Below are 20329 nucleotides of genomic sequence, written 5' to 3' on the forward strand. Positions count from 1 at the left end.
TCCGATACTCCGAACGGGGCTGCCTGATGCTTTCGCTCATAGGCAGCCCCTGCCGGGAGGAAATGATGGGATGGCCCGAAGGCCATCCGGTTAGGTCGGGAGACTAGCCGAGGACTGCCTTGATCTTGTCTGCGGCCTGATCAAGCGCATCCTTCGGGCTCATCTGGCCGGTCAGTGCAGCCTGGATTGCATCTTGGATCGCCTTGGAGATCTTTGGCCATTGCGGATGCGGGCCGCGGGGCTTGGCGTATTTCAACTGCTCGATGAAGACCTTGAGGGCGTCATCCTTCAGTGCTTCGCCGGTCGCCGGGATGGTGATGTCGGAACGGGCCGGAAGCTGACCGTAGTTCTTGAACATCTTGTCGTCCTGCGAGGCGAAGAATTCGAGCACTTTGAAGGCTTCGTCCGGGTGCTTGCTGCTGGCAAAAATCGCCCAGTTGAAGTCGCCCATGGCCGACGAGCGCTCAGCGCCTTCCTTCGGAACCGGAAGCAGGGTCACACCCCAGTCGAACTTGGCTTCCTTCATCATGCGGTCGAGTTCCCACGGACCGGAGATCGCCATTGCGGCATTGCCGGAGTTGAAGGTGCCGGTCGAATCCCACTGACCACGTGTCAGACTATCGGGCGAGGCAAGCTTCTCGTCCATGATGGTCTTCCAGGTCTCAAGCGCCTTGACCGCGCCGTCTGCATTGATGTTCTCGTAGCCGCCGCCACCCATCTGGGCCCAAGGAAGAAACTGGAAGGTACCTTCCTCGTTCGCCTTGGCGGAGAAGGCCAGGCCATAGACGTTCTTGGCCGGGTCAGTCAGCTTGCGCGCGTCCTCAACGAGTTCGTCCCATGTCTTCGGCGGCTTGTTCGGATCGAGGCCTTTCGCCTTGAACATGTCCTTGTTGTAGTAAAGCGCGATCGTGTTGGTCGCCTTCGGCACGCCGTAGTACTTACCGTCCCACATCACGGACTTCAGCGGTCCGGGAAAATAGTTCTCCGGCTTTACGACCGTCGACTTCGAGATCATGTCTGTGAGATCGAGGAATGCGCCGCGCGACGAGAAGAGTGCGTGCTCAGGATTGTCGACGGCGATGATATCGGGCGCCTGTCCTGTGGAATAAGCGCGCATTGCCTCACTGACGACGTCATCGAACTGAATCTGGCGATATTCGACTTTAATACCGTTGTTGAGCTTGTTGAAATCTTTGACGAGATTCGGCGCCGGCTGGATGTCGCGGTCGAGCGACCAGACGCTGATGGTAACGTCTTCCGCCTTGGCGGAAAGGCCAAAGAGCGAGACGCCGGCAAGTGCCAGAGCGCCCAGAACTGCAAATTTACGGATAGCCATGGTTCTCCTCCTTTGTGGTTATCCCCGACAGTCCGGCAAAATCCTCCTTGCCGGACGCGGTATCGTCAAACCGGATCGACGACGAAATCGCCGCCCCGGGCATGCTTCAGATGATTCAGTGCATGGACCTGGCCGGTCATCTCCAGCGCATCGCGGTAGACCGGATCATGCCAGCCTTCGATATCGATCGAGCCCGACCAGCCGGCCAGACGCAGCTCGGAAATGATGTCCGTCCAGTTGCTGTCGCCGAAGCCCGGCGTGCGCATGAAGACGAACTTTTCCTTGCCGAAGATGCCATGCTCCTTGATGACATCCCAGCGGATCGTCGCATCCTTGCCGTGGACATGGAAGATTTTCTTTGCCCACTTGCGGATCTGTGGCAGCGGCTCGATCAGGTACACCATCTGATGGCAAGGTTCCCACTCAAGGCCGATGTTGTCGTCCGGCGTCTCGTTGAAGATCAGCTCCCAGGCATCCGGATTGTGGGCGATGTTCCAGTCGCCGGTCGTCCAATTGCCGTCCATCGCGCAGTTTTCGAAGGCGATCTTGATGCCCTTGTCGGCGGCGCGCTTGGCAAGCTCGCTCCATATCTGCTTGTAGCGCGGCAGGCTGTCGGTCAGCGGCTTGCCCCGAACCCGGCCGGTAAAGCCGGCAACGCAGGTGGCGCCGAAATGATGGGCATTGTCGATGCAGTCTTTCCAGCCTTGCAGCGTTTGCAAGTCGATATCGGTTTCTTCCAGCGGATTGCCGAACATGCCGAGCGTCGAGATGGTGATGTCGCGGCCGCCGATCGCGTCGAGGGAACGCTTGCCGAGTTCGGCAAGATCCTGCCCGTTGGTCGTTTGCCAGAAAAAGGGCTCGAAGCTCTCAAAACCCATATCGGCGATCTGGCCGATGCGCTTGTCGGCGCCGCCCTTGGACGCGCTGACCATTGTGCCGATACGGATGGACTTTGCAGAATTGCTCACAATCTCATTCCTTATGCTGAAATCTCGATGCGCTTGCCGGTCCTGGCGCTTTCGATCGCGCCGAAGACCATGGCAAGGCTTCTGATATTGTCGCTGCTGACAGTCTCCGGCCGTTTGCCGGTCCGGATGGCGTCCACGAAGCCGGCAATCACGCTGGCATGGCCGTGTGTTTCCTCGTCGCGCTCCGGCTCCGGAACGTTGACGGGCGCAAAGCCGCGCAGCAGACCCGTCTCCTCCCCTGCAACCGCGGCGCTGAACGTGTCGTCTCCATCCCAGGTCAGCATTCCCCTGGAGCCGACGAGACGCCACTGGCTTTCCCAGCTCGTGCGCTCGCCTTCGGCGCACCAGGAGCCGCGATAGGTGAAAACGACATCGTCGGAGAATTCGAAGGTGGCGTTCGCAGAGGCGCCGTGACGGTACCACGATCCCTTGGGATTGCGCTCGATGCAGTAGACAGCGAGCGGCTTTTTGCCAGCGACATAGCGTGCGGCATCGAAAGTGTGGATCGCCATGTCGAGAAGCAGGACGTTATCCATGTCTTCGCGAAAGCCGCCGAAATGCGGGGCGAGGAAGAAGTCGCAGTGGATGCCGGTCAGTTCGCCGATCGCACCCAATTCGACAAAACGGCGCATGCGGCGGACACCGGATATGAAGCGGCGGTTCTGGATGATTGCGTGGATCTTGCCGGTTTCGGCCGCAAGATCGATCAACGCAGCCCCTTCCGTCAGGGAGGTTGCCATCGGCTTTTCGCTGAGCACATGACAGCCGGCCTTGAGTGCCGTGGAGACGACGTTGAACCGGGCAGTCGGGATGACGACGTCGAAGACGATATCCGCCTTCGCCGTTGCAATGACGGCGGAAAGATTTGTGCCGATGGCAGCCCCGCTCAAGCCGAATTCAGCGGCGAGCGCTTCGGCCGCAGCCGGATTGACATCGACGAGGCCCGTAACCTTGATCGCTTCGGCCAGAGCCGGGGTTTCCTTTATGGCGCGCAGCCAGCCCTTGGACATGGCTCCGCATCCGCAGAGAACTGCATTCAATTTCACGATTTCCTCCCGCGGCGCGCGTCCCGGCAATTCGCCGAAAGCGTGTCCCGTAAACGTTTACGATACTAAGCGGAAAGGTTTCTTTCTGTCAATAGAGGGCAGATTTGAGCAAAATGCTGCGAAAAATGGCTTTAAATGCGGACCTTTAGGCAAGTTCGTGCCGCAGCGCAGCAGAGAAATATCCACCATGTCATCTGACCGTAAAACAAACATTCTACCAGACTCGGCTCGCACAGCCGTGCAATTGGAGGGATTGAGCATGACACACGACGCGGTTCTGGAGCTTAATTCCGTTGCCTGCCGCTATGGCGCAACGCAAGTTCTGGACGAAATCAATCCCAGCATCGCCCGCTGCGAATTCACTGCCCTGCTCGGCTCTTCAGGCTGCGGAACGACGACGCTGGTGCGTGTTCTTGCCGGCTTCATCACCCCTCCTCCGGCTCTGTCACCATCCTTGGTTTTATGCTGATCGTGGAGCGATTTCTAAAGACAGACGTGCTAAAGGAACGCCAATGAACGACGGCCCGATCAACGAGGGAAAGACCAAGCGCAAGGATCGAATGCGCTTTGTCAGCGCCGAGCAGGTGGCACAGCTTGCGGGCGTTTCCCGCTCCGCGGTTTCACGGACGTTCACCCCCGGCGCGAGCGTCGCACCCGCGACCCGCGAGCGAGTGCAGAAGGCTGCCGAGGAACTCGGCTACCACGTCAATGATCTGGCGCGCGGCGTTCTTGCCAATCAAAGCCGCCTTGTCGGAATCGTCGCGACACGCCCGGAAGTCGGTTTTCGCGCCCATCTGGCGGCAGCACTTGCAAAAACGCTGATAAAGCGGGGCAGCATCCCGATCCTGATCAATACCGGGCAGACCGAGGATGAATTGCTTGCAGCGCAGAAGATGCTGATCGGCCACCGCGCCGAGGCAACGATCATCCTCTCCGGTTCGCCGCCCGAAAGCTTCGTGGATATCGCCCACCGCAACGGCCAGCCGTTGGTGGTCATCGGCCGCACCGAGCCGGATGCCGATCATGTCAGTGCAGGAAACACCGAAGCGTCCGGCAAGGCAGCGGTAGCCTTCTTCGACAATGGCTACCGGCGGCTGGCTGTTGCCGCGTCGCATTCGGCGACATCCAGCATTGCCGAGCGCGAGACGGCCTTCCGGGTGGCAGCCGAGGAGCTGGGCGCTTCGGTTTCGGTTGGCCGCGGCAGGGATTCCGACTACGACAGCGGCATTGGTGCGGCACGCCAGCTCTTCGCACAGGCTGAACAGCCGGAAGCCGTCTATTGCGCCAACGACCTGATCGCCTTCGGATTGATGGACTATGTGCGAAAGACGCTCGGCTTGCGGATACCGGAAGACGTCGCGGTGATCGGCTTCGACGATGTACCGGAGGCGGCCTGGCTAAGCTACCGGCTCACGACGTTCCGCCAGGATCCGGCCGTGATGGCGCAGCGCGCCGTCGAACTCGTGGAACGTCGGCTTGCCAACCCGGACCTGCCGCCTGCCTACGAGAGGGTCATTCCGGAACTTATCATCCGTGACAGCTTCAAGCCTTGATCCACGAAAGATCGCCATGCGATGGGAAGGCAGTCCGTGTTTCGCACTTCTGCGCCGATCGCATTGCTCGGGCTCTTCAGGTCCGATCCTCGAAGACGCCGGACTACTGAAGGCGATGATCGACACCACAGCAATGTTGCCGTTATGCAACAATTACGACGGCGATCTCTGCAATTCAGGATTTAGTGTTGCCGATCATTCGATGTCGTGTAATAATAAAACTATTCCGCAATTCTATCAGAGGAGGCGTAAATGAATTCCATTATCATGTTTGTGCGCCCCATTGGCGGAACGGCTCTCATGGCTTCGATGCATTGCGCATCTAACTTGGGCCGACATTACTCCGTGACCTTCTAAGTCCCGGATTTCCGCCATTTTGGCGTTTTCTCACCTAACCTGACGTGACCGGCTGGCAGAACGGCTATTGGCGTTTCTGTGTCCGCCTCCGCGCGTCTTTTGATTCGAAAGGACCTGGCTGCTTGACGGCGCCGGGGCAGAAAATCATGCGTGAAGCACAATCAATAGTTGTTGAAAGCCTCTCGGCAACGGTCGATGACCTGTGCCAGAAATTTGGTGTCTGGAGAACTGCGCGCGCGTTAGCTCTGGCCGCCTGGAAGCATCATCAAACGGTGAACCAGATCTCCCATCTGTCAAATCGTACGCGCCGCGACATCGGTCTTCCGGAGGTTGACGACGCGCTCGGCGAGATCAGATTCTCCCCTTGGGGCACCCTGCCCTGACGTAAGATGACATCCAGGCCCGGCGGCTTGTTCGCCGGGCCTGGCATCTGCTGATCCTGAAGACCGCCGCGAACCGCTTTCCGGAAATGCTTTCCTGTGGCAATAAGAGAGATCACGCGTTTCGATTTGGGAGGAAGATCGCTGCCGATGAAGGGGATCCGACAGCTTGCCGAGCATCTGGACATATCGATCGGGACCGTTTCCCGCGCGCTGAACGGCAAGCCGGATGTCAACGAGGAAACGCGAAAGCGCGTGCTCGCTGCCGCCGAAGAGCTCGGCTATGTGGCAAACCAGTCTGGCCGCAGCCTCCGGCAAGGCACGACCAACGTCATCGGCTTGATGATCGAATCCAGCAAGGAAACGGTCGAAAACAGCGACAACTTCTTCCTCGGCCTGACTGGCGGTCTGCAGAGCGTGTTTGCGCGGCACAAACTTGACCTCGTGATGCTGCCGTGTCCCAGCGACGAAGATCCCTATGAATATCTGAAGCGCATGGTGGCGCGGCGCGTCGTCGATGCGATGATCATTTCGGCGACGCAGCGGATCGATAAACGCATCGACCTTCTGGTGAAGGCGAAGATTCCCTTCGTCGCGCTCGGACGCAGCTCGTCCGGTGGCAACTACACCTGGATCGACCTTGATTTCGAGGGCGTGGCCGCATCGGCGGTTGATCGACTGGTGGCCAAGGGACATCGCAGGATCGCAATCGCAGCACCCTCGAGCGATATCAATCTCGGCTACATCTTCATCGATGCCTACCGGCAGTCACTCCAGCGGCACGGCATCCCGTTTGATCCGAAGCTGGTCATCCGCGTCAAGTCGAGTGAGCAGGGCGGCTACCAGGCGGGCCACGAATTGCTGCTCTTGGACCACAAGCCGACAGCGATCATCCTGATCTACGAGTTGATGGCGATCGGTCTTTACAGAAAGCTGGTCGAGGCAGGCGTCGTTCCGGGGCGCGATCTGGCAGTGATCGGCTTCCGTGAGGAGCCGCGCGCAAAATTCCTGCAGCCGGCCCTCACCTGCTTTCGCATGTCGCTGCGCGATCTCGGCGTCGAGTTGGCCGAGACCCTGCTTGCGACCATGCCCGCCTATGCGAAATACTATCCGAAGGGCGCCCGCAACACGATCTGGCCGCTGGAGCTGGTCCCAGGTGAAAGCGACGCCTTTTCCCTCAAGTGACGAGAACGACCGCGCCCGACAAGGCCGCGGCCGGGATTGTTACTCGGCAGGAGCGGCGGCGGCGCGGCGGCCAAGTGTTGCCTGCGTCAGGATGAAGGCAAGCAGCGCGCAGGCCGCAATGCCTGCCGCCATTGGAACGGCCGTGCCGTCGGCAAACAGGCTCGATACCACCATTGCGACCGCCGCAATGACGAAGTGCAACGTCCCCATCAATGACGAAGCGGTGCCTGCGATCTCACCGTGATCCTCCAGAGCAAGAACCGCGCTCGTTGGAATGACAAGGCCGAGAAAGCCGTATCCGATGAAAAGGAAGACGGCCAGCACAGGAAGCTGGTTGATGCCCGCAGCCATGACGACTGCCAAGGCGACCATGACGAGGGAATAGGCGGTGACGGCTGTGCGCATGACGCGAACGAGTCCGAAACGCTCGCCGAGCCAGCCGGTCGCCTGCGATACCGCGAAGAAGGAGACGGCGTTGATCGAGAAGGCGAAGCTGTACTGTGTCGGCGTCAGGCCGTAGTGCTGGATGAGCACGAAGGGCGAGTTGGCGAGATAGACGAGGAAGCTTGAAATCCCGAGACCACCGATGAAGCTGAGCGTCAGGAAGTTTTTGTCGCGGAGCAGGAAGCCGTATGCCGACATCGCGCTGCCGAGGCTGCTTTCCTTGCGTTCCTTTGCCGGACGAGTTTCGTCGAGCTGCGTTGCAAGCAGGATGAGCCCGATGAAGGCTGCGATCATCACTGCCCAGAAGACGCCGCGCCAGCCGTAGAACTCTATGACCGCACTTCCGGCCAGCGGAGCGAGGATCGGCGAGATCGAAAAGACGAGCATGAGGAGCGACATCAGGCGGGCTGCCTGAACACCGGTATGCATGTCACGAACGACGGCCCGCGGGATGACCATGCCGGCCGCCCCGCCGATGCCCTGGATGAAGCGGAAGGTAATCAGGGTTTCGATGTTCTGCGCCAGCGCGCAGCCGATGCTGGCTGCGGTGAAGATGCCGATACCCAGATAAAGCGGCAGTTTCCGGCCCCACATGTCGGACAGCGGACCGTAAAGCAGTTGGGCAAGTGCAAAGGAAATGAAGAAGGAGAGAAGGCTCAACTGGGTTACGCTATTGTCGGAGCCCAAATCGGCGCCGATCGAAGGCAGCGCCGGAAGATACATGTCGATGGCAAAGGGGCCTATGGCCGATAAAAGGCCAAGGACGAGCGCAATGCGAAAGAATGAAGCGGTCATTTGGAGATCTTTCATAAAAGCGCAGCGAAGGAGGCAAAATATGTCTCTCCGCCGCATTGCTCTCGAGGGGATTCAAATGATGGTCGGCTGCAGCCACGACGCGCTTGGGAGAAGCGTCAACGAATGCGCACCAGTCCGTCAACTAATTTGGACACGGCTGTAAAATTAGACAGTGTTGTCTAAAAGGTCAAGACGCATTATCTTTAGCGGGATGAAAAACTTCGCGACACCCGAAAAGAGCGCGGACGGCCCGACGCAGCGCGGCCAGTTCAAGAAACGCGCTTCCATTCTGGAGGCGGCAGCCGATGTGTTTTGCCGCCAGGGCTTCGCAGGGGCTAGTATCGATGAGATCGCGGTCGAGGCCAACGTCTCGCGACAGACCATCTATAATCATTATTGCGAGAAAGAGACCCTTTTCGTCGCCGTTGTCGACGACGTGCTGAAGCGCGCCAATTCGATGCTTTTTTCGATGCTGGCAACATTTCCGGCAGATGCGGATAATCTGGAAGAAGATCTTGTCGCCTTTGCGATCCGCGTCAATAAGAACTGTATCTGCAATCAGGATGGAAAATTTCTGCGCCGGCTCGTCCAGAACGAGGGTGAGCGCTATCCGCACCTTTTCGAGACGTGGCGCCAGCAGGGTCCGGGCCGGATCGTTTCGGCGCTCGGCGCGCTGTTTGCGCGGCTGAGCGCCAGCGGTGCGCTGAAGATCGACGACTTCGATGTGGCGGCACGGCAATTTCTTGCGCTCGGGAACGCGGATCTGCAGGTCATGATGCTGTTCGGGCAGACGCCGACGGACGAGCAACTCGAAAGTGCCGCACGCAATGCGGTGCGGACGTTCCTTCGTGCCTATGGTACGGACAAACCGGCCGCGCGGCAAAAACTTGCAGCCCTCAGCGGCTGAGCCTCAGACGAAAGCCAACATCTGCGACGGCACGGCGGCAAGCGCGCCGTTGCGGCGTGCAACGGCATACTTCAGCGACTGTTCGATGACGGCCGGCTTGACCGGCTTCTTGACGACGCCGAGCGTCCCCTTGACGCCTCCGGCAATCATCTCCGGGTTGCCTGTCATGAAGACGACGGCAATGCCGTACTCTTCGGCGAGCCGCCGACCGATTTCCGGGCCGGTCGCGCCATCCGATAGGTTGACATCAACAAAGGCGACGTCCGCTGTCGAGGCAAGACGCAACGCCTGTTCCTTGTTTGCAGCGAGACCCGTCACTTCCACTCCCATGGCTTGAACGGTCGCTTCGAGGTCGAGGGCGATTAGAAACTCGTCTTCAACGATCAATACCCTGTAGTTCATTATGTCATCCCGTAGCCAACTACGAAAAACATTCGTGGCCATGACACCCTCTCCAGTTGACCTAGGCACGCGAAAGACTTCGTACCGAACGGCTTTTGCCGACCGAACTTGGCCAGATAACGGGTAGCGCCGGGATATGTTCCGGGCCGATACGCATGTTTTTTTGATTAACCCTTTGTTAACGCTAATAAAACACTAAGATCGGCATAAGCTTTGATAAAAAGCGGCGAATGCCGCCAGATTTCCGCCTCCGAAAAGTGCTGCTACTGATTGCAGAAACGGAGTTGCCTCGCCCCAGGTCCGGTGGGCCTTCGGCACGTGAGGCTCCCATCGGTCGTTCCGCTTGGTAGTGTGGTGTTGATCCAGATGTGAGGCGGCTCAATGGACTTCCACCCAGGGCGCAAAATACCATAGGCGCAATTCCACCTCCTCGGGTACAATTGCCCAATGGCCGAAGAACGCGTCCAGCGCCGTCTTGCAGCAATCGTCGTCGCTGACGTCGTTGGCTACTCGCGTTTGATGGAGGGCGACGAGGTTGCGACGCTGGCGGTGCTGAAGGAGCGCCGGGCGACAATTCTCCAGCCTATCGTGCGGGCGCATGGCGGCCGGATCGTTAAAGTGATGGGAGACGGGGTCCTCTTGGAGTTCGCAAGCGCGGTCAACGCCATGACCGGAGCGATCGAGTTGCAGCGGAAGATGGCGGATGCGAACGCCGCCCTGCCAGAGGCGCGCCGTATCGTCTTGAGGATCGGCATCAATCTCGGCGATGTCGTCGTAGATGGCGGTGACCTTTATGGCGACGGCGTCAACATAGCCGCACGGCTACAAAGCTTGGCCGAGCCGGGAGAAATCTATGTGTCGGCGGGCATCCGTGATCAGGTCAAACGCAAGCTTGCGTTTGACTTTGACGATCTTGGACCGAAATCTCTGAAAAACATCGCCGAACCGGTTCATGTCTATCGCCTACTCAATGAGCCCGTCGCCAAGGTCGGCCACGAGGGACAATCCGCGCTGCCGCTGCCTGCCAAGCCATCCATCGCCGTGTTGCCGTTCACCAACTTGAGCGGGGAAGCCGAGCAGAACGTTTTCACAGACGGGTTGACCGAAGACCTGATTACCGACCTTTCAAGAAATGCCGGCCTGTTTGTCATCGCGCACCATTCGACCTTTGCCTACAAGGGAAAATCGGCCGACGTTCGCTTGATCGCACGCGATTTGGGCGTCCGCTACATCCTGGAGGGCAGTGCGCGCCGCGCCGCCGGACGCGTGCGCATCAACGTTCAGCTCATCGACGCCGTGGGCGGAGATCACCTCTGGGCCGAACGCTTCGACCGAAACCTCGAAGACATATTCGGCGTACAGGACGAAGTCACAGATAAAATCGTCGAGGCCCTTGTCGGACGCTTGTCGGATTCACCGTCACGCAACCGTCCGAAGAGCCTCGAAGCTTATGACCTTTGTGTCCGCGGGCGAAGTCTGATCTCAGCGTTCAACAGTTCGCCAGAAGCGCTTCGCGAGGCCGAGATACTCTTGAACCAGGCAGTCTCCATGGATCCCGAATATGCGGAGGCATTTCGCTGGCTGGCTTTTGTTTACTGGCAATTGTGGGCGCAGAGCATCGAACCCACGGAAGAGAACCGATCACGAGCCCTTGAACTGGCCCGCAAGGCAGTAGCATTGGACGAGAACGACGCTGCCAGCCATTGGTTTTTTGGATTTTTGTTGGCCCATGAAAGACGCTGGCCCGAGTCCGATGAAGAGTTCGCCGCCGCCTTCACGCTGGAACCAAACAATGCGGATGCCTTAGCCATCTGTTCGGAGCTTGCGGCGTTCGCAGGTCGTGCATCGGAAGCGATCGAACTGACCCAAAGGGCGCTTCGACTGAATCCGCACCCGGCCGGGTGGTATTATTGGCAGCTTGGACTCGCGCATTACGCTGCCTGCCAATATGAAGAAGCCGTCAAGATTTTGCGCATGGAGGCGATCTACCGTAGCCCCTCGCGCCGCATACTGGCGGCTAGCCTTGCCCAACTTGGACGCACAGACGAGGCGATGCGTGAGGCAGCTCTTTTCATGGCGATGACCCCGAAATTCACCATCACTCACTGGGTCGCGGCACAACCCTCGCGCGATCCGGAGACAGTCCAGCGCTTCGTCGAAGGCTATCGCATGGCCGGATTGCCGGAATGAGTGGGAACAGCCTCGATCTGTGGAAATTGCGCTCCGTTGAGTGAGCACGCTCGCAAAGCTCTGCTCTAAATTGAGTGCGACGCCTCGTGCCACCAGTCGGCTCAGCGCTGACGGGATCGCGCCCAGAGCGGTCACGAACGCTCCAGAAATGTCCAAATCAGGCCGGCCACCTTTTCAGGATCTTCCCAATGAAGGTTATGGCCGTGGCCAGGAAGGGAAATGAACTCCGCGCCGACGATGCCATCCTTCATCTTCGCCTGGTGTTCCTCAGTCGCGATCACATCCTCCTCGCCCCGCAGGATGAGCGTCGGCGCGGAAATATCCTGCAGCAGCGGCGACGGATCATAGGCAAGCTGTTCGTAACAGATGGAATGCCAGATTCGTGACGGTATCGCGGCGGGCATGGGCCAGGAAACGCTCTTCAACCGGAACTGCGCTGGAACACCATTCCCGGATGAATGTGCTCTCTGGATCAATCGGATCCCGGAGCATCTGGATGTTCTCCCACAACCACCCCTGACGCTCGCGCAACGCGGCGGATGTGGACATAAGAACGACTTTGCCGACGATGCCGGGCCAGCGCTCAGCGATTGCCTGCGCAAGCCGTCCCCCAAGCGAATGGCCGACTACGTGCGTCGGCGCAGCGCCCAGAAGCTCTATCAGGAACCGGACATCATTCGCCATCTCGGGAATAGTGTAGCAACCCTCAGGCTTGTCGGAATTCCCGTGACCGCGCAGGTCTGGCGCTATGACGCGAAAGCCCGTTGCGAGATAAGGCGCGGTGAGGCTCCAGCTTCGGGCGCTGTCAGTAAATCCGTGTAGCAGGAGGATGGGCGCGCCGTTGGGGTCGCCCATCTCGACGTACGAGAGTCGTAGCCCGTTCGGCAGCATCGCGGTCCGCTTTAGCGCTAGAAAGTGCTCTTGGGAAATCGATTCAACCACCTGTTCACCTTCAATGCTGACTTTGTATTGTCATGACCGTCGCGATTGTAGCGTCCGCTTTGAGGCCACAAGGAGGCTCTAGGGGCTCGTCCCTCCCAAATTCGCCATTTGTGGCATTTGGGACATAACCCCATAAATTTGAAGTTGTATTGACAAGACTTCGCGGCCGCTGGAGAGTGCCCCAATCCAGCGCCAGCGACCGGGGGGAACCTATGTCTGTACGCTCGTTTTTCGCAATCGCCGCTATTGCCCTTTCCGCCATCGCGGCCAGCCTTCCCGCAACAGCTGCGGAGACGAAGCGCGATATTCAGACGATCAAGGACGCCGACTTCTTCGGCTTTGATCTGCGGACGGAACAGAATGTTTCCCTTGAGCAATGCAAGACGTCCTGCATCGGCGACAAGAGCTGCAAGGCCTTCACCTATAACCCAAAGGTGAAATGGTGTTTCCTGAAGTCCGACTTCAAGACCATGAACGCCTTTCCCGGCGCGATTGCCGGCCGGATCGTCGAAACGACGGCAGGGCCGCGGGAGCCCGATATCGGTGCGGCCCCTCGTCTCAGCTTTCTATCTGAAGACGTCATCCAACAAGCGCGCGACTTCAAGGCCAATCTGGCGCTTACCGATACTCAGCCGGGCCAGACCCTCGACAGTCTGACAGCGACGGCGCGCCTTGATCTCACCGCCAACAACCTCGCAAGTGCGATCGATGCGTTTCACCGTGCGCTGGCGCTGACGCCGGACGATGCCGATCTCTGGCTGGAAACAGCCCGCGCCGCAAATTCGCTCGGCGGCACCGGCAGCCAGGCCTTCGGCCAGGCTGTTCTCGATGCGTTGAACGCCTATGAACTGACGCGCACGACCTCGAAGCGTGCCGACGCTCTTGCCGTGCTTGCGGCCTCGCTTGCCAAGAACTCCAATTTCCGCGTGGCCCTCAACGCCTATAAGGCAAGCCTTGCGCTGGCGAGCTCCAGGGAAGTCCAGGCCGCCTATCTCAAGCTCAAGTCGGAACAGGGCTTCCGCATTACCGAACACAATATCGATGCCGACAGCGCAACGCCGCGGGCCTGCGTGACTTTCTCAGAATCGCTCGTCAAGACGGTCGACTATGCACCGTTTGTGACGCTGAACGGACAAGCGCCCAAGGCGCTCGAAGCCAAGGATAAGCAGATCTGCGTCGAGGGCCTGGTTCACGGCGAGAGCTACAAGATTAGTTTCCGCACTGGCCTGCCCTCGTCCGTCGATGAAGTGCTGGAGGCACCCGTCAGCCTAGATATTTACGTCAAGGACCGCAGCAAGGTCGTGCGGTTTACTGGCGACAGTTTCGTACTGCCTTCGTCGGCGCGCCGCGGCATTCCATTGGTCAGCGTCAACATCGAAGCGGCCGACCTCAAGCTCTACCGCATTGGCGATCGCGGCATCGCGCCGCTTCTCACCAGTTCCCAATTCCTGACGCAGCTCGATGGTTATAGTGCGCAGCGCATTCAGGACGAAAGCGGCGAGCTCGTTTGGCAAGGTTCGATCGGGATCGCCAACGACCTCAACAAGGATGTCGTCACCAGCTTCCCCGTCGATGAAGCCTTGCCCGAGCGCAAGCCCGGCATCTATGTGCTGATCGCCTCTCCTACCAATACGCCGGACAATGAATGGGATGCCAAGGCGACGCAGTGGTTCGTCGTTTCCGATATCGGTGTTACCACCTATGCCGGAACCGACGGGCTCAACGTGTTTACGCGCTCGCTCGCTTCTGCCAAGCCGATCGCCGGCGTCGAGCTGCAACTGCTTGCCAAGAACAACGAGGTTCTGGGCACCGCGACGACGGATGAAAACGGCCGAGCCATCTTCACCGCCGGCCTGCTGCGCGGCACGGCAGCACTCACACCCGCCGTCTTGGGGGCCAGGAACGGAGCGTCCGACTACGTCTTCCTCGACATGACACGCGCTGGATTCGATCTGTCCGACCGCGGCGTGACGGGACGGGCCTCGCCCGGTGCGATTGATGTTATGACCTGGACCGAGCGCGGAATCTATCGGGTGGGAGAAACGGTGCATGCCTCCGCCCTTGCCCGCGATACGGATGGCAAGGCGATCGAGAAGCTGCCGCTGACCTTCATCTTCATGCGCCCTGATGGCGTCGAGGACCGGCGCATCGTCAGGCAAAGCAGCGACGCTGGCGGCTATGTGATCGACCTTCCGATCCAGGAAAGCGCCATGCGCGGCAGCTGGACGATGAACGTCCATACCGATCCCAAAGGATCGCCGATCGGCACAAGAACCTTCCTCGTCGACGATTTCGCTCCCGATCGCACCGACATGGAGCTGAAGACCGAAGCCAAGGAAATCGGTCCCGACACGCCGGCAACGATCGCTATCAGCGGCCGGTATCTCTATGGCGCACCGGCGGCCGGCCTGACGCTCGAAGGCGACGTCGTCATCAAGCCGACGCGCGAAAGCCAGGCTTTTTCGGGTTACGTCTTTGGTCTTTCTGACGAGGAGGCGAACGAGGAAAGCCGCCAGGCGATCGAAGGCCTGCCGGAACTGGACGAGAACGGCCAAGCCACGACCGATCTCACGGTCGGCGACCTTCCCGCGACCACGCAATTGCTGAACGCGACGGTCTACATCCGCATGCAGGAAACGGGTGGCCGGGCGCTGGAGCGCTCACTGGTGATCCCGGTCAAAAGCGAGGGACCGATGATCGGCATCAAGCCTGAGTTTTCGGGCGATGCAGCCGAGAACTCGATCGCCGGCTTCAACGTGATCGGCGTCTCCGCAGACGGCCGGAAGCAAGAAATGAAGGGGCTGCGCTGGAAGCTTTCGCTCCTTGAGCGCGAATACCAATGGTATCGGGAAGGCACGGCATGGAAATACGAATCCGCCTTCCACGCACGCCAGGTTGCGAGCGGCACGGTTGATGCCGGCTTGGACGGCGGCAAGATAGCGTCCCAGGTAGGCTGGGGCCGCTACCGCCTTGAAGTAGAAAGCCCGGACGCGGATGGTCCGGTATCAAGCATCGAATTCGATGCCGGCTGGATGGTGGAGGCTGTCTCGACTGAAACGCCGGACGGGCTTGAAATCGCGCTTGACAAAGAAAGTTATAAGGTCGGTGAGACGGCGAAGCTGAAGGTTTCTTCCCGTTATGGCGGAGAGCTGATGGTGACTGCCGGGACGGAAAATCTCGTCGCCGTGCAGAATGCAACGATCGGCGAGACCGGGGGCGAAGTCGAGGTCCCGGTCACCGCCGAATGGGGCGCTGGCGCCTATGTGACAGCAACGCTCTTCCGCCCGGGCGACGCCCAGGACAGCCACATGCCGATGCGCTCGATCGGCATCAAATGGCTGAAGGTCGATCCCGAGCAGCGTGCGCTGCAGGTAAAGCTCGATGCACCGGAAAAGATGCTGCCGCGCGCACCGCTGAACATCAGTCTTGCGGTGACGGGGGCTGGCGCCGATGAGGACGCTTACGTCACGGTTGCCGCCGTAGATGTCGGCATTCTCAATCTGACGCGCTACGAGGCGCCCAATCCCGAGGAGTGGTATTTCGGCCAGCGCCAGCTCGGTCTTGAAATCCGCGATCTCTATGGCCGCCTGATTGATGGTTCGCTCGGCGCGACCGGCAAGCTTAGAACCGGCGGCGACGGCGGCGCGGTGGCGCTGCAGGGCAGCCCGCCGACGCAAAAACTCGTCGCCTTCTTCTCCGGTCCGATGAAACTTGACGCCGCCGGCAAGGCGAACGTCAGCTTCGACATTCCGCAATTCAACGGCACGGCGCGTGTCATGGCCGTTGCCTGGTCGAAGGACGGGGTGGGCCACGGCGTCAAGGACGTCGTCATCCGCGATCCGGTGGTCGTCACCGCCAGCCTGCCGAAGTTCCTGGCGCCTGGCGACAAGGCGGAACTGCGCCTCGACATTGCCAATACCGATGCGCCGGCCGGCGATTTCAAACTGCAGCTGACCGGCAACGAGGCCGTCGGCATCGAGGAAGCTGCAGCTTCCCGGACGATCCATCTGGATGCCGGTGCGAAATCCGATTTCACGCTATCTGTGATCGGCAAGCAGCCCGGCAACGGCGCTGTTTCGATCAACCTCTCGGATGCTGCTGGACTGTCGCTCGATCAGACGGTTGACGTACCGGTCCGCCCATCGTCACTGCCCGTGACCGAACGGCGCGTCATCGCCCTGAAACCGGGGGCGAAACTGAAGATTGACAAGGAACTTCTGGCAAACAGCGTGCTTCCGGGCGCCTCGGTCAGCGTCAACGTCACCCGTTCGGCCGCCTTCGACATTCCCGCACTGCTGATGTCGCTCGACCGTTATCCTTTCGGCTGCGCCGAACAGACGACCAGCCGCGCGCTGCCGCTTCTTTATCTCAGCGAGCTTTCGAAACAGAACGGCCTCGAAGACGATGCAGACGTCAAGAAGCGCGTGCAGGATGCGATCTTTCGCGTACTGTCCTATCAGGCATCGGCAGGCAGCTTCGGCCTTTGGGGACCGGATTCGGGCGACCTTTGGCTCGATTCCTATGTCACGGATTTCCTGACGCGGGCGCGTGAAGAGAAGTACGACGTGCCGGATCGTGCGCTGGTGCAGGCGCTCGAGAACCTCCAGAACGCGTTAAGCTATGACGTTAACGTCAAGACGCAGGGCGATGAAATTGCTTATGCAATCTATGTTCTTGCCCGCAACAGGAAAGCCTCGATCAGCGATCTGCGCTACTACGCCGATACGATGATCAACGACTTCCCGACGCCACTTGCCAAGGCGCATATCGCCGCGGCACTTGCCCTTTACGGAGATGCGACCCGCTCGAAGAATATCTTTGTCGATGCGCTGCAGATGACCGAGGATTCAATGGTTCATCGCGTCAATCTTTCGCGTACCGACTACGGCTCGATCCTGCGCGACGGCGCAGCCATTCTGGCACTTGCCGCCGAAAGCCGCCCTGTCCCGCCGGTCATTCCAGAACTGGCAAAGGCCGTCGGCAAGGAATGGGATCGCAGCAAGTGGACGAGCACGCAGGAGCAGGCCTGGACGCTGCTTGCGGCGCGCGCGATCCTGAGCGGCGATGATTCGCTGAAGGTGGACGTCAACGGTGCGCTGCACACGGGTGCCTACATGGCGAAGATGAGCGGCGACGCGCTGATGAACAATCCGCTGACGCTGACGAGCGCCATGGCCGATCCGGTATCGGCGGTCGTGACGACCGTTGCAGCACCCGTCACGCCGCTGCCTGCCGGCGGCAACGGTTTTGCCATCGAGCGCAGCTATTACACGCTTGATGGCGAGCCGGCGAATATCAGCGAAGCGCGGCAGAACGAGCGCTACGTGGTGGTGCTGCACGTGACCGAAACCAACGCCTGGCCGTCGCGTATTGTCATGACCGATCTGCTGCCGGCCGGCCTCCAGATCGACAATCCGAGCCTGGTCGACAGCGCGCAACTCACTAATTTCGACTGGATCGGCGAACAGACGGCGGCTCATACAGAGTTCCGCGACGACCGCTTTGTTGCGGCCTTCAACCGGACGTCGGACGACAATCGTGACATCAACGTCGCCTATGTCGTGCGGGCTGTCGCCCCAGGCGTTTATGATCACCCGGCGGCGACCGTGGAGGACATGTATCGTCCCGAATATTCGGCTCGCACGGCGACCGGCAAGATGGAGGTTGTCGCAGCACGATAATGCGGCTCTGGCACAAGGTCACGATTGGAACTACGGCCGGTATCCTTCTTGCCGGTGCAGTTTTCTTCGCGCTCGACACCGCCGACAGTGCTTTTCCGCCGCCGCTTGACAAGACCGGTGCGGTGTCGGCCGAAGTGCTGGATGCCGATGGTCAGCTGCTGCGGGCCTTTGCGACGCCGGAAGGCCGCTGGCGTCTGAAAACGACGGTCGCAGACGTCGACCCGCAATTCACGCGCATGCTGATCGCCTATGAGGACCGGCGCTTCTACGACCATCACGGCATCGATCCGCTGGCAATCGGGCGTGCGGGCCTGCAGCTGATCACCAACGGCCGCATCGTTTCCGGCGCCTCGACGCTTTCCATGCAGGTGGCACGGCTGATAGAACCGCGCGCGGGACGTTCGCTTTCGGCGAAATTCCTGCAAATGGTACGTGCCGTCCAGATCGAGCGGCGGCTTTCGAAGGAAGAGATCCTTGATCTCTATCTGACGCATGCGCCCTACGGCGGCAATCTGGAAGGCGTGCGCGCCGCAAGCCTTGCCTATTTCGGCAAAGAGCCGAAGCGGCTGACGGTGGCGCAGGCTGCCCTCCTCGTTGCCCTCCCTCAGCTTCCCGAGCGGCGCCGTCCCGACAGGAACCTGGCGGCGGCGGAAGCCGCGCGAAAACGCGTTCTGGAGCGCGCCGCCGTAGCCGACGCCATCGGCGAGGGAGAGGCCGACCGCGCCGAGGCGACACTCGTTCCGGCAGCGCGCATGCAGCTTCCGGCCCTTGCAGCACACGTTGCCGAAGCAGCGCTTCGCAGAAAACCGAAGGAGCGCGAGCATCGAACGACGCTCAAGAAGCAGGTGCAGGAAGGGCTCGAAGCAACGGCAAAGAATGCCGCCATGAAGCTTGGCCCGAAGCTTTCGCTGGCGATCGTGATGGCCGATGCGCGCAGCGGCGACATTGTTGGCGAAGTTGGTTCAGTGGACTATTTCGATGCCAGCCGCTCCGGCTGGATCGACATGACGCGGGTCAGCCGTTCGCCCGGCTCGACCCTGAAACCCTTCATTTACGGCCTTGCTTTCGAGCAGGGGCTGGTGAGCCAGGAAACGATCATCGAGGACCGACCGGCGGATTTCTTCGGTTACCGGCCGCGCAATTTCGACATGCGCTATCAAGGCGACGTGACGGTCCGTGAGGCATTGCAGCTTTCGTTGAACGTGCCGGCCGTCAGGCTGCTTGACGCCGTCAATCCGGCGCGGCTTCTGGTGCGCTTCCGTCGCGCCGGCGTCCGTCCCACCCTGCCACCGAACGAAACGCCGGGACTGGCGATCGGGCTCGGGGGCGTCGGCATCACATTGAAAGACCTTGTGCAGCTCTATACGGCGCTTGCCAACAAGGGCGAACCGGTTCGGATCGGCGACGGCGTGACGGGTGCGCCCGGCAAGATCGATGGCGAACCGTTGCTGGAGCCGGTCGCCGTCTGGAACGTTTCGGATATCCTTTCCGGCGTCGTCCCACCCACAGGCGCTCCGCAACGCGGCATCGCCTACAAGACGGGGACCAGCTACGGCTACCGCGACGCATGGTCGATCGGCTACGACGGGCGTTATGTGCTAGGTGTCTGGGTCGGAAGGCCGGACAATGGCGCGGTGCCGGGATTGACCGGTTACGGCACGGCAGCCCCCATCCTGTTTGAGGCTTTTGCAAAGTCGGGCATAGCGAACACGCCTCTGTCGCGCCCACCCTCCGGAGCAGTACGCGTCGCCCAGTCCGATCTGCCGGTGAGCCAGCGGCGTTTCTCGATAAATGCCAGCGGGTTGCTTTCCACCTCCAGCCGCGAACAGGCACCACAGATCGTCTATCCGCCGGAAGGTGCGCATGTCGATCTCGGGGCAAAGAGTGGTGACCTCTCGCCATTGATGTTGAAACTGCAGGGCGGCCGGGCGCCGTTCCGCTGGCTTGCAAACGGCAAGCCGCTGCCCGATCTTTCCCGCCGCCGCATCAACCAGTGGATGCCGGATGGCGCTGGTTATTCGAAACTGACGGTGATCGATGCGATGGGGCGTGCGGCGAGCGTCGGCGTCTTCATCGACTAAACCTTGGAATTGGGGGAACAAAGCGCCCGATGTCACCGTTTCGGGCCGTCTCCCTCCGAAGA

General features: G+C 60.2%; 13 protein-coding genes and 1 pseudogene. 8 read left to right on the plus strand and 6 right to left on the minus strand.

The features are described from left to right. Positions 1-103: 103 nt before the first annotated feature. The 3 genes from N2599_RS26705 to N2599_RS26715 form a co-directional block, all read right to left on the minus strand. Positions 104-1336 carry an ABC transporter substrate-binding protein gene (locus N2599_RS26705; RefSeq protein ID WP_027509669.1) on the minus strand — a complete coding sequence of 411 codons (1233 nt, stop codon included), beginning with the start codon at positions 1334-1336 and terminating at the stop codon, positions 104-106. 65 nt (positions 1337-1401) lie between these two features. Then, positions 1402-2304, minus strand: coding sequence for a sugar phosphate isomerase/epimerase family protein (locus tag N2599_RS26710; protein ID WP_027509668.1), 903 nt, complete (start codon positions 2302-2304; stop codon positions 1402-1404). Between the two features lie 11 nt (positions 2305-2315). After that, complete coding sequence (locus N2599_RS26715; protein ID WP_027509667.1) at positions 2316-3350, minus strand: Gfo/Idh/MocA family protein; 1035 nt, start codon at positions 3348-3350, stop codon at positions 2316-2318. On the opposite strand from N2599_RS26715, the gene N2599_RS37665 reads away from it, so the two are divergent. The 4 genes from N2599_RS37665 to N2599_RS26735 all read left to right on the plus strand — a co-directional run bounded on the left by N2599_RS37665 (position 3289) and on the right by N2599_RS26735 (position 6825). Continuing rightward, a complete protein-coding gene (locus N2599_RS37665) occupies positions 3289-3819 on the plus strand; it encodes a hypothetical protein (protein WP_198521590.1) in 531 nt (176 codons plus the stop codon). The two genes, N2599_RS26715 and N2599_RS37665, sit on opposite strands and share 62 nt — an antisense overlap. Positions 3820-3862: 43 nt before the next feature. Beyond that, complete coding sequence (locus N2599_RS26725) at positions 3863-4903, plus strand: LacI family DNA-binding transcriptional regulator (protein WP_027509665.1); 1041 nt, start codon at positions 3863-3865, stop codon at positions 4901-4903. A 503-nt stretch (positions 4904-5406) separates the two neighbouring features. Then, positions 5407-5643, plus strand: a complete 237-nt coding sequence (locus N2599_RS26730) for a DUF1127 domain-containing protein (protein WP_027509664.1) — start codon at positions 5407-5409, stop codon at positions 5641-5643. A gap of 147 nt (positions 5644-5790) precedes the next feature. Continuing rightward, on the plus strand, positions 5791-6825 hold the full coding sequence (locus N2599_RS26735) for a substrate-binding domain-containing protein (RefSeq protein WP_027509663.1): 1035 nt from the start codon (positions 5791-5793) through the stop codon (positions 6823-6825). 39 nt (positions 6826-6864) lie between these two features. On the opposite strand, the gene N2599_RS26740 is transcribed toward N2599_RS26735, so the two are convergent. Continuing rightward, the gene (locus N2599_RS26740) at positions 6865-8064 is read right to left on the minus strand and encodes a multidrug effflux MFS transporter (protein ID WP_027509662.1); all 1200 of its coding nucleotides are present in this window, start codon (positions 8062-8064) and stop codon (positions 6865-6867) included. Positions 8065-8239: 175 nt separating this feature from the next. Here N2599_RS26740 and N2599_RS26745 point away from each other — a divergent pair, with 175 nt between their 5' ends. Further along, positions 8240-8971, plus strand: coding sequence for a TetR/AcrR family transcriptional regulator (locus N2599_RS26745; RefSeq protein WP_027509661.1), 732 nt, complete (start codon positions 8240-8242; stop codon positions 8969-8971). A gap of 3 nt (positions 8972-8974) precedes the next feature. Here N2599_RS26745 and N2599_RS26750 read toward each other — a convergent pair whose 3' ends face one another. Next, on the minus strand, positions 8975-9415 hold the full coding sequence (locus N2599_RS26750; protein ID WP_027509660.1) for a response regulator: 441 nt from the start codon (positions 9413-9415) through the stop codon (positions 8975-8977). A gap of 405 nt (positions 9416-9820) precedes the next feature. On the opposite strand from N2599_RS26750, the gene N2599_RS26755 reads away from it, so the two are divergent. After that, positions 9821-11563, plus strand: a complete 1743-nt coding sequence (locus N2599_RS26755) for an adenylate/guanylate cyclase domain-containing protein (protein WP_027509659.1) — start codon at positions 9821-9823, stop codon at positions 11561-11563. Between the two features lie 131 nt (positions 11564-11694). Here N2599_RS26755 and N2599_RS26765 read toward each other — a convergent pair. Beyond that, positions 11695-12505: pseudogene (locus N2599_RS26765) on the minus strand (alpha/beta fold hydrolase). A gap of 212 nt (positions 12506-12717) precedes the next feature. Here N2599_RS26765 and N2599_RS26770 point away from each other — a divergent pair. Both N2599_RS26770 and pbpC read left to right on the plus strand, forming a co-directional pair. After that, positions 12718-18186 (plus strand): alpha-2-macroglobulin family protein, encoded by a 5469-nt coding sequence (locus N2599_RS26770; RefSeq protein ID WP_027509658.1) that lies wholly within the window; start codon positions 12718-12720, stop codon positions 18184-18186. Next, positions 18186-20267: a penicillin-binding protein 1C gene (gene pbpC / locus N2599_RS26775; RefSeq protein ID WP_027509657.1), complete on the plus strand. Its 2082-nt coding sequence runs from the start codon at positions 18186-18188 to the stop codon at positions 20265-20267. Before N2599_RS26770 ends, pbpC begins: the two co-directional genes overlap by 1 nt. The last annotated feature ends 62 nt before the right edge of the window (positions 20268-20329 follow it).

Origin of the sequence: Rhizobium sullae, from assembly GCF_025200715.1 — a bacterium.
GTDB classification, from domain to species: Bacteria; Pseudomonadota; Alphaproteobacteria; order Rhizobiales; family Rhizobiaceae; genus Rhizobium; species Rhizobium sullae.

What these genes read in the sequence shown, in the direction of transcription:
- N2599_RS26740 (WP_027509662.1), bottom strand. Translation starts at nt 8,064, where the DNA reads ATGACCGCTTCATTCTTTCGCATTGCGCTCGTCCTTGGCCTTTTATCG.
- N2599_RS26750 (WP_027509660.1), bottom strand. Translation starts at nt 9,415, where the DNA reads ATGGCCACGAATGTTTTTCGTAGTTGGCTACGGGATGACATAATGAAC.
- N2599_RS26755 (WP_027509659.1), top strand. Translation starts at nt 9,821, where the DNA reads ATGGCCGAAGAACGCGTCCAGCGCCGTCTTGCAGCAATCGTCGTCGCT.
- N2599_RS26725 (WP_027509665.1), top strand. Translation starts at nt 3,863, where the DNA reads ATGAACGACGGCCCGATCAACGAGGGAAAGACCAAGCGCAAGGATCGA.
- N2599_RS26735 (WP_027509663.1), top strand. Translation starts at nt 5,791, where the DNA reads ATGAAGGGGATCCGACAGCTTGCCGAGCATCTGGACATATCGATCGGG.
- N2599_RS26705 (WP_027509669.1), bottom strand. Translation starts at nt 1,336, where the DNA reads ATGGCTATCCGTAAATTTGCAGTTCTGGGCGCTCTGGCACTTGCCGGC.
- N2599_RS26770 (WP_027509658.1), top strand. Translation starts at nt 12,718, where the DNA reads ATGTCTGTACGCTCGTTTTTCGCAATCGCCGCTATTGCCCTTTCCGCC.
- N2599_RS26730 (WP_027509664.1), top strand. Translation starts at nt 5,407, where the DNA reads ATGCGTGAAGCACAATCAATAGTTGTTGAAAGCCTCTCGGCAACGGTC.
- pbpC (WP_027509657.1), top strand. Translation starts at nt 18,186, where the DNA reads ATGCGGCTCTGGCACAAGGTCACGATTGGAACTACGGCCGGTATCCTT.
- N2599_RS37665 (WP_198521590.1), top strand. Translation starts at nt 3,289, where the DNA reads ATGGCGCGCAGCCAGCCCTTGGACATGGCTCCGCATCCGCAGAGAACT.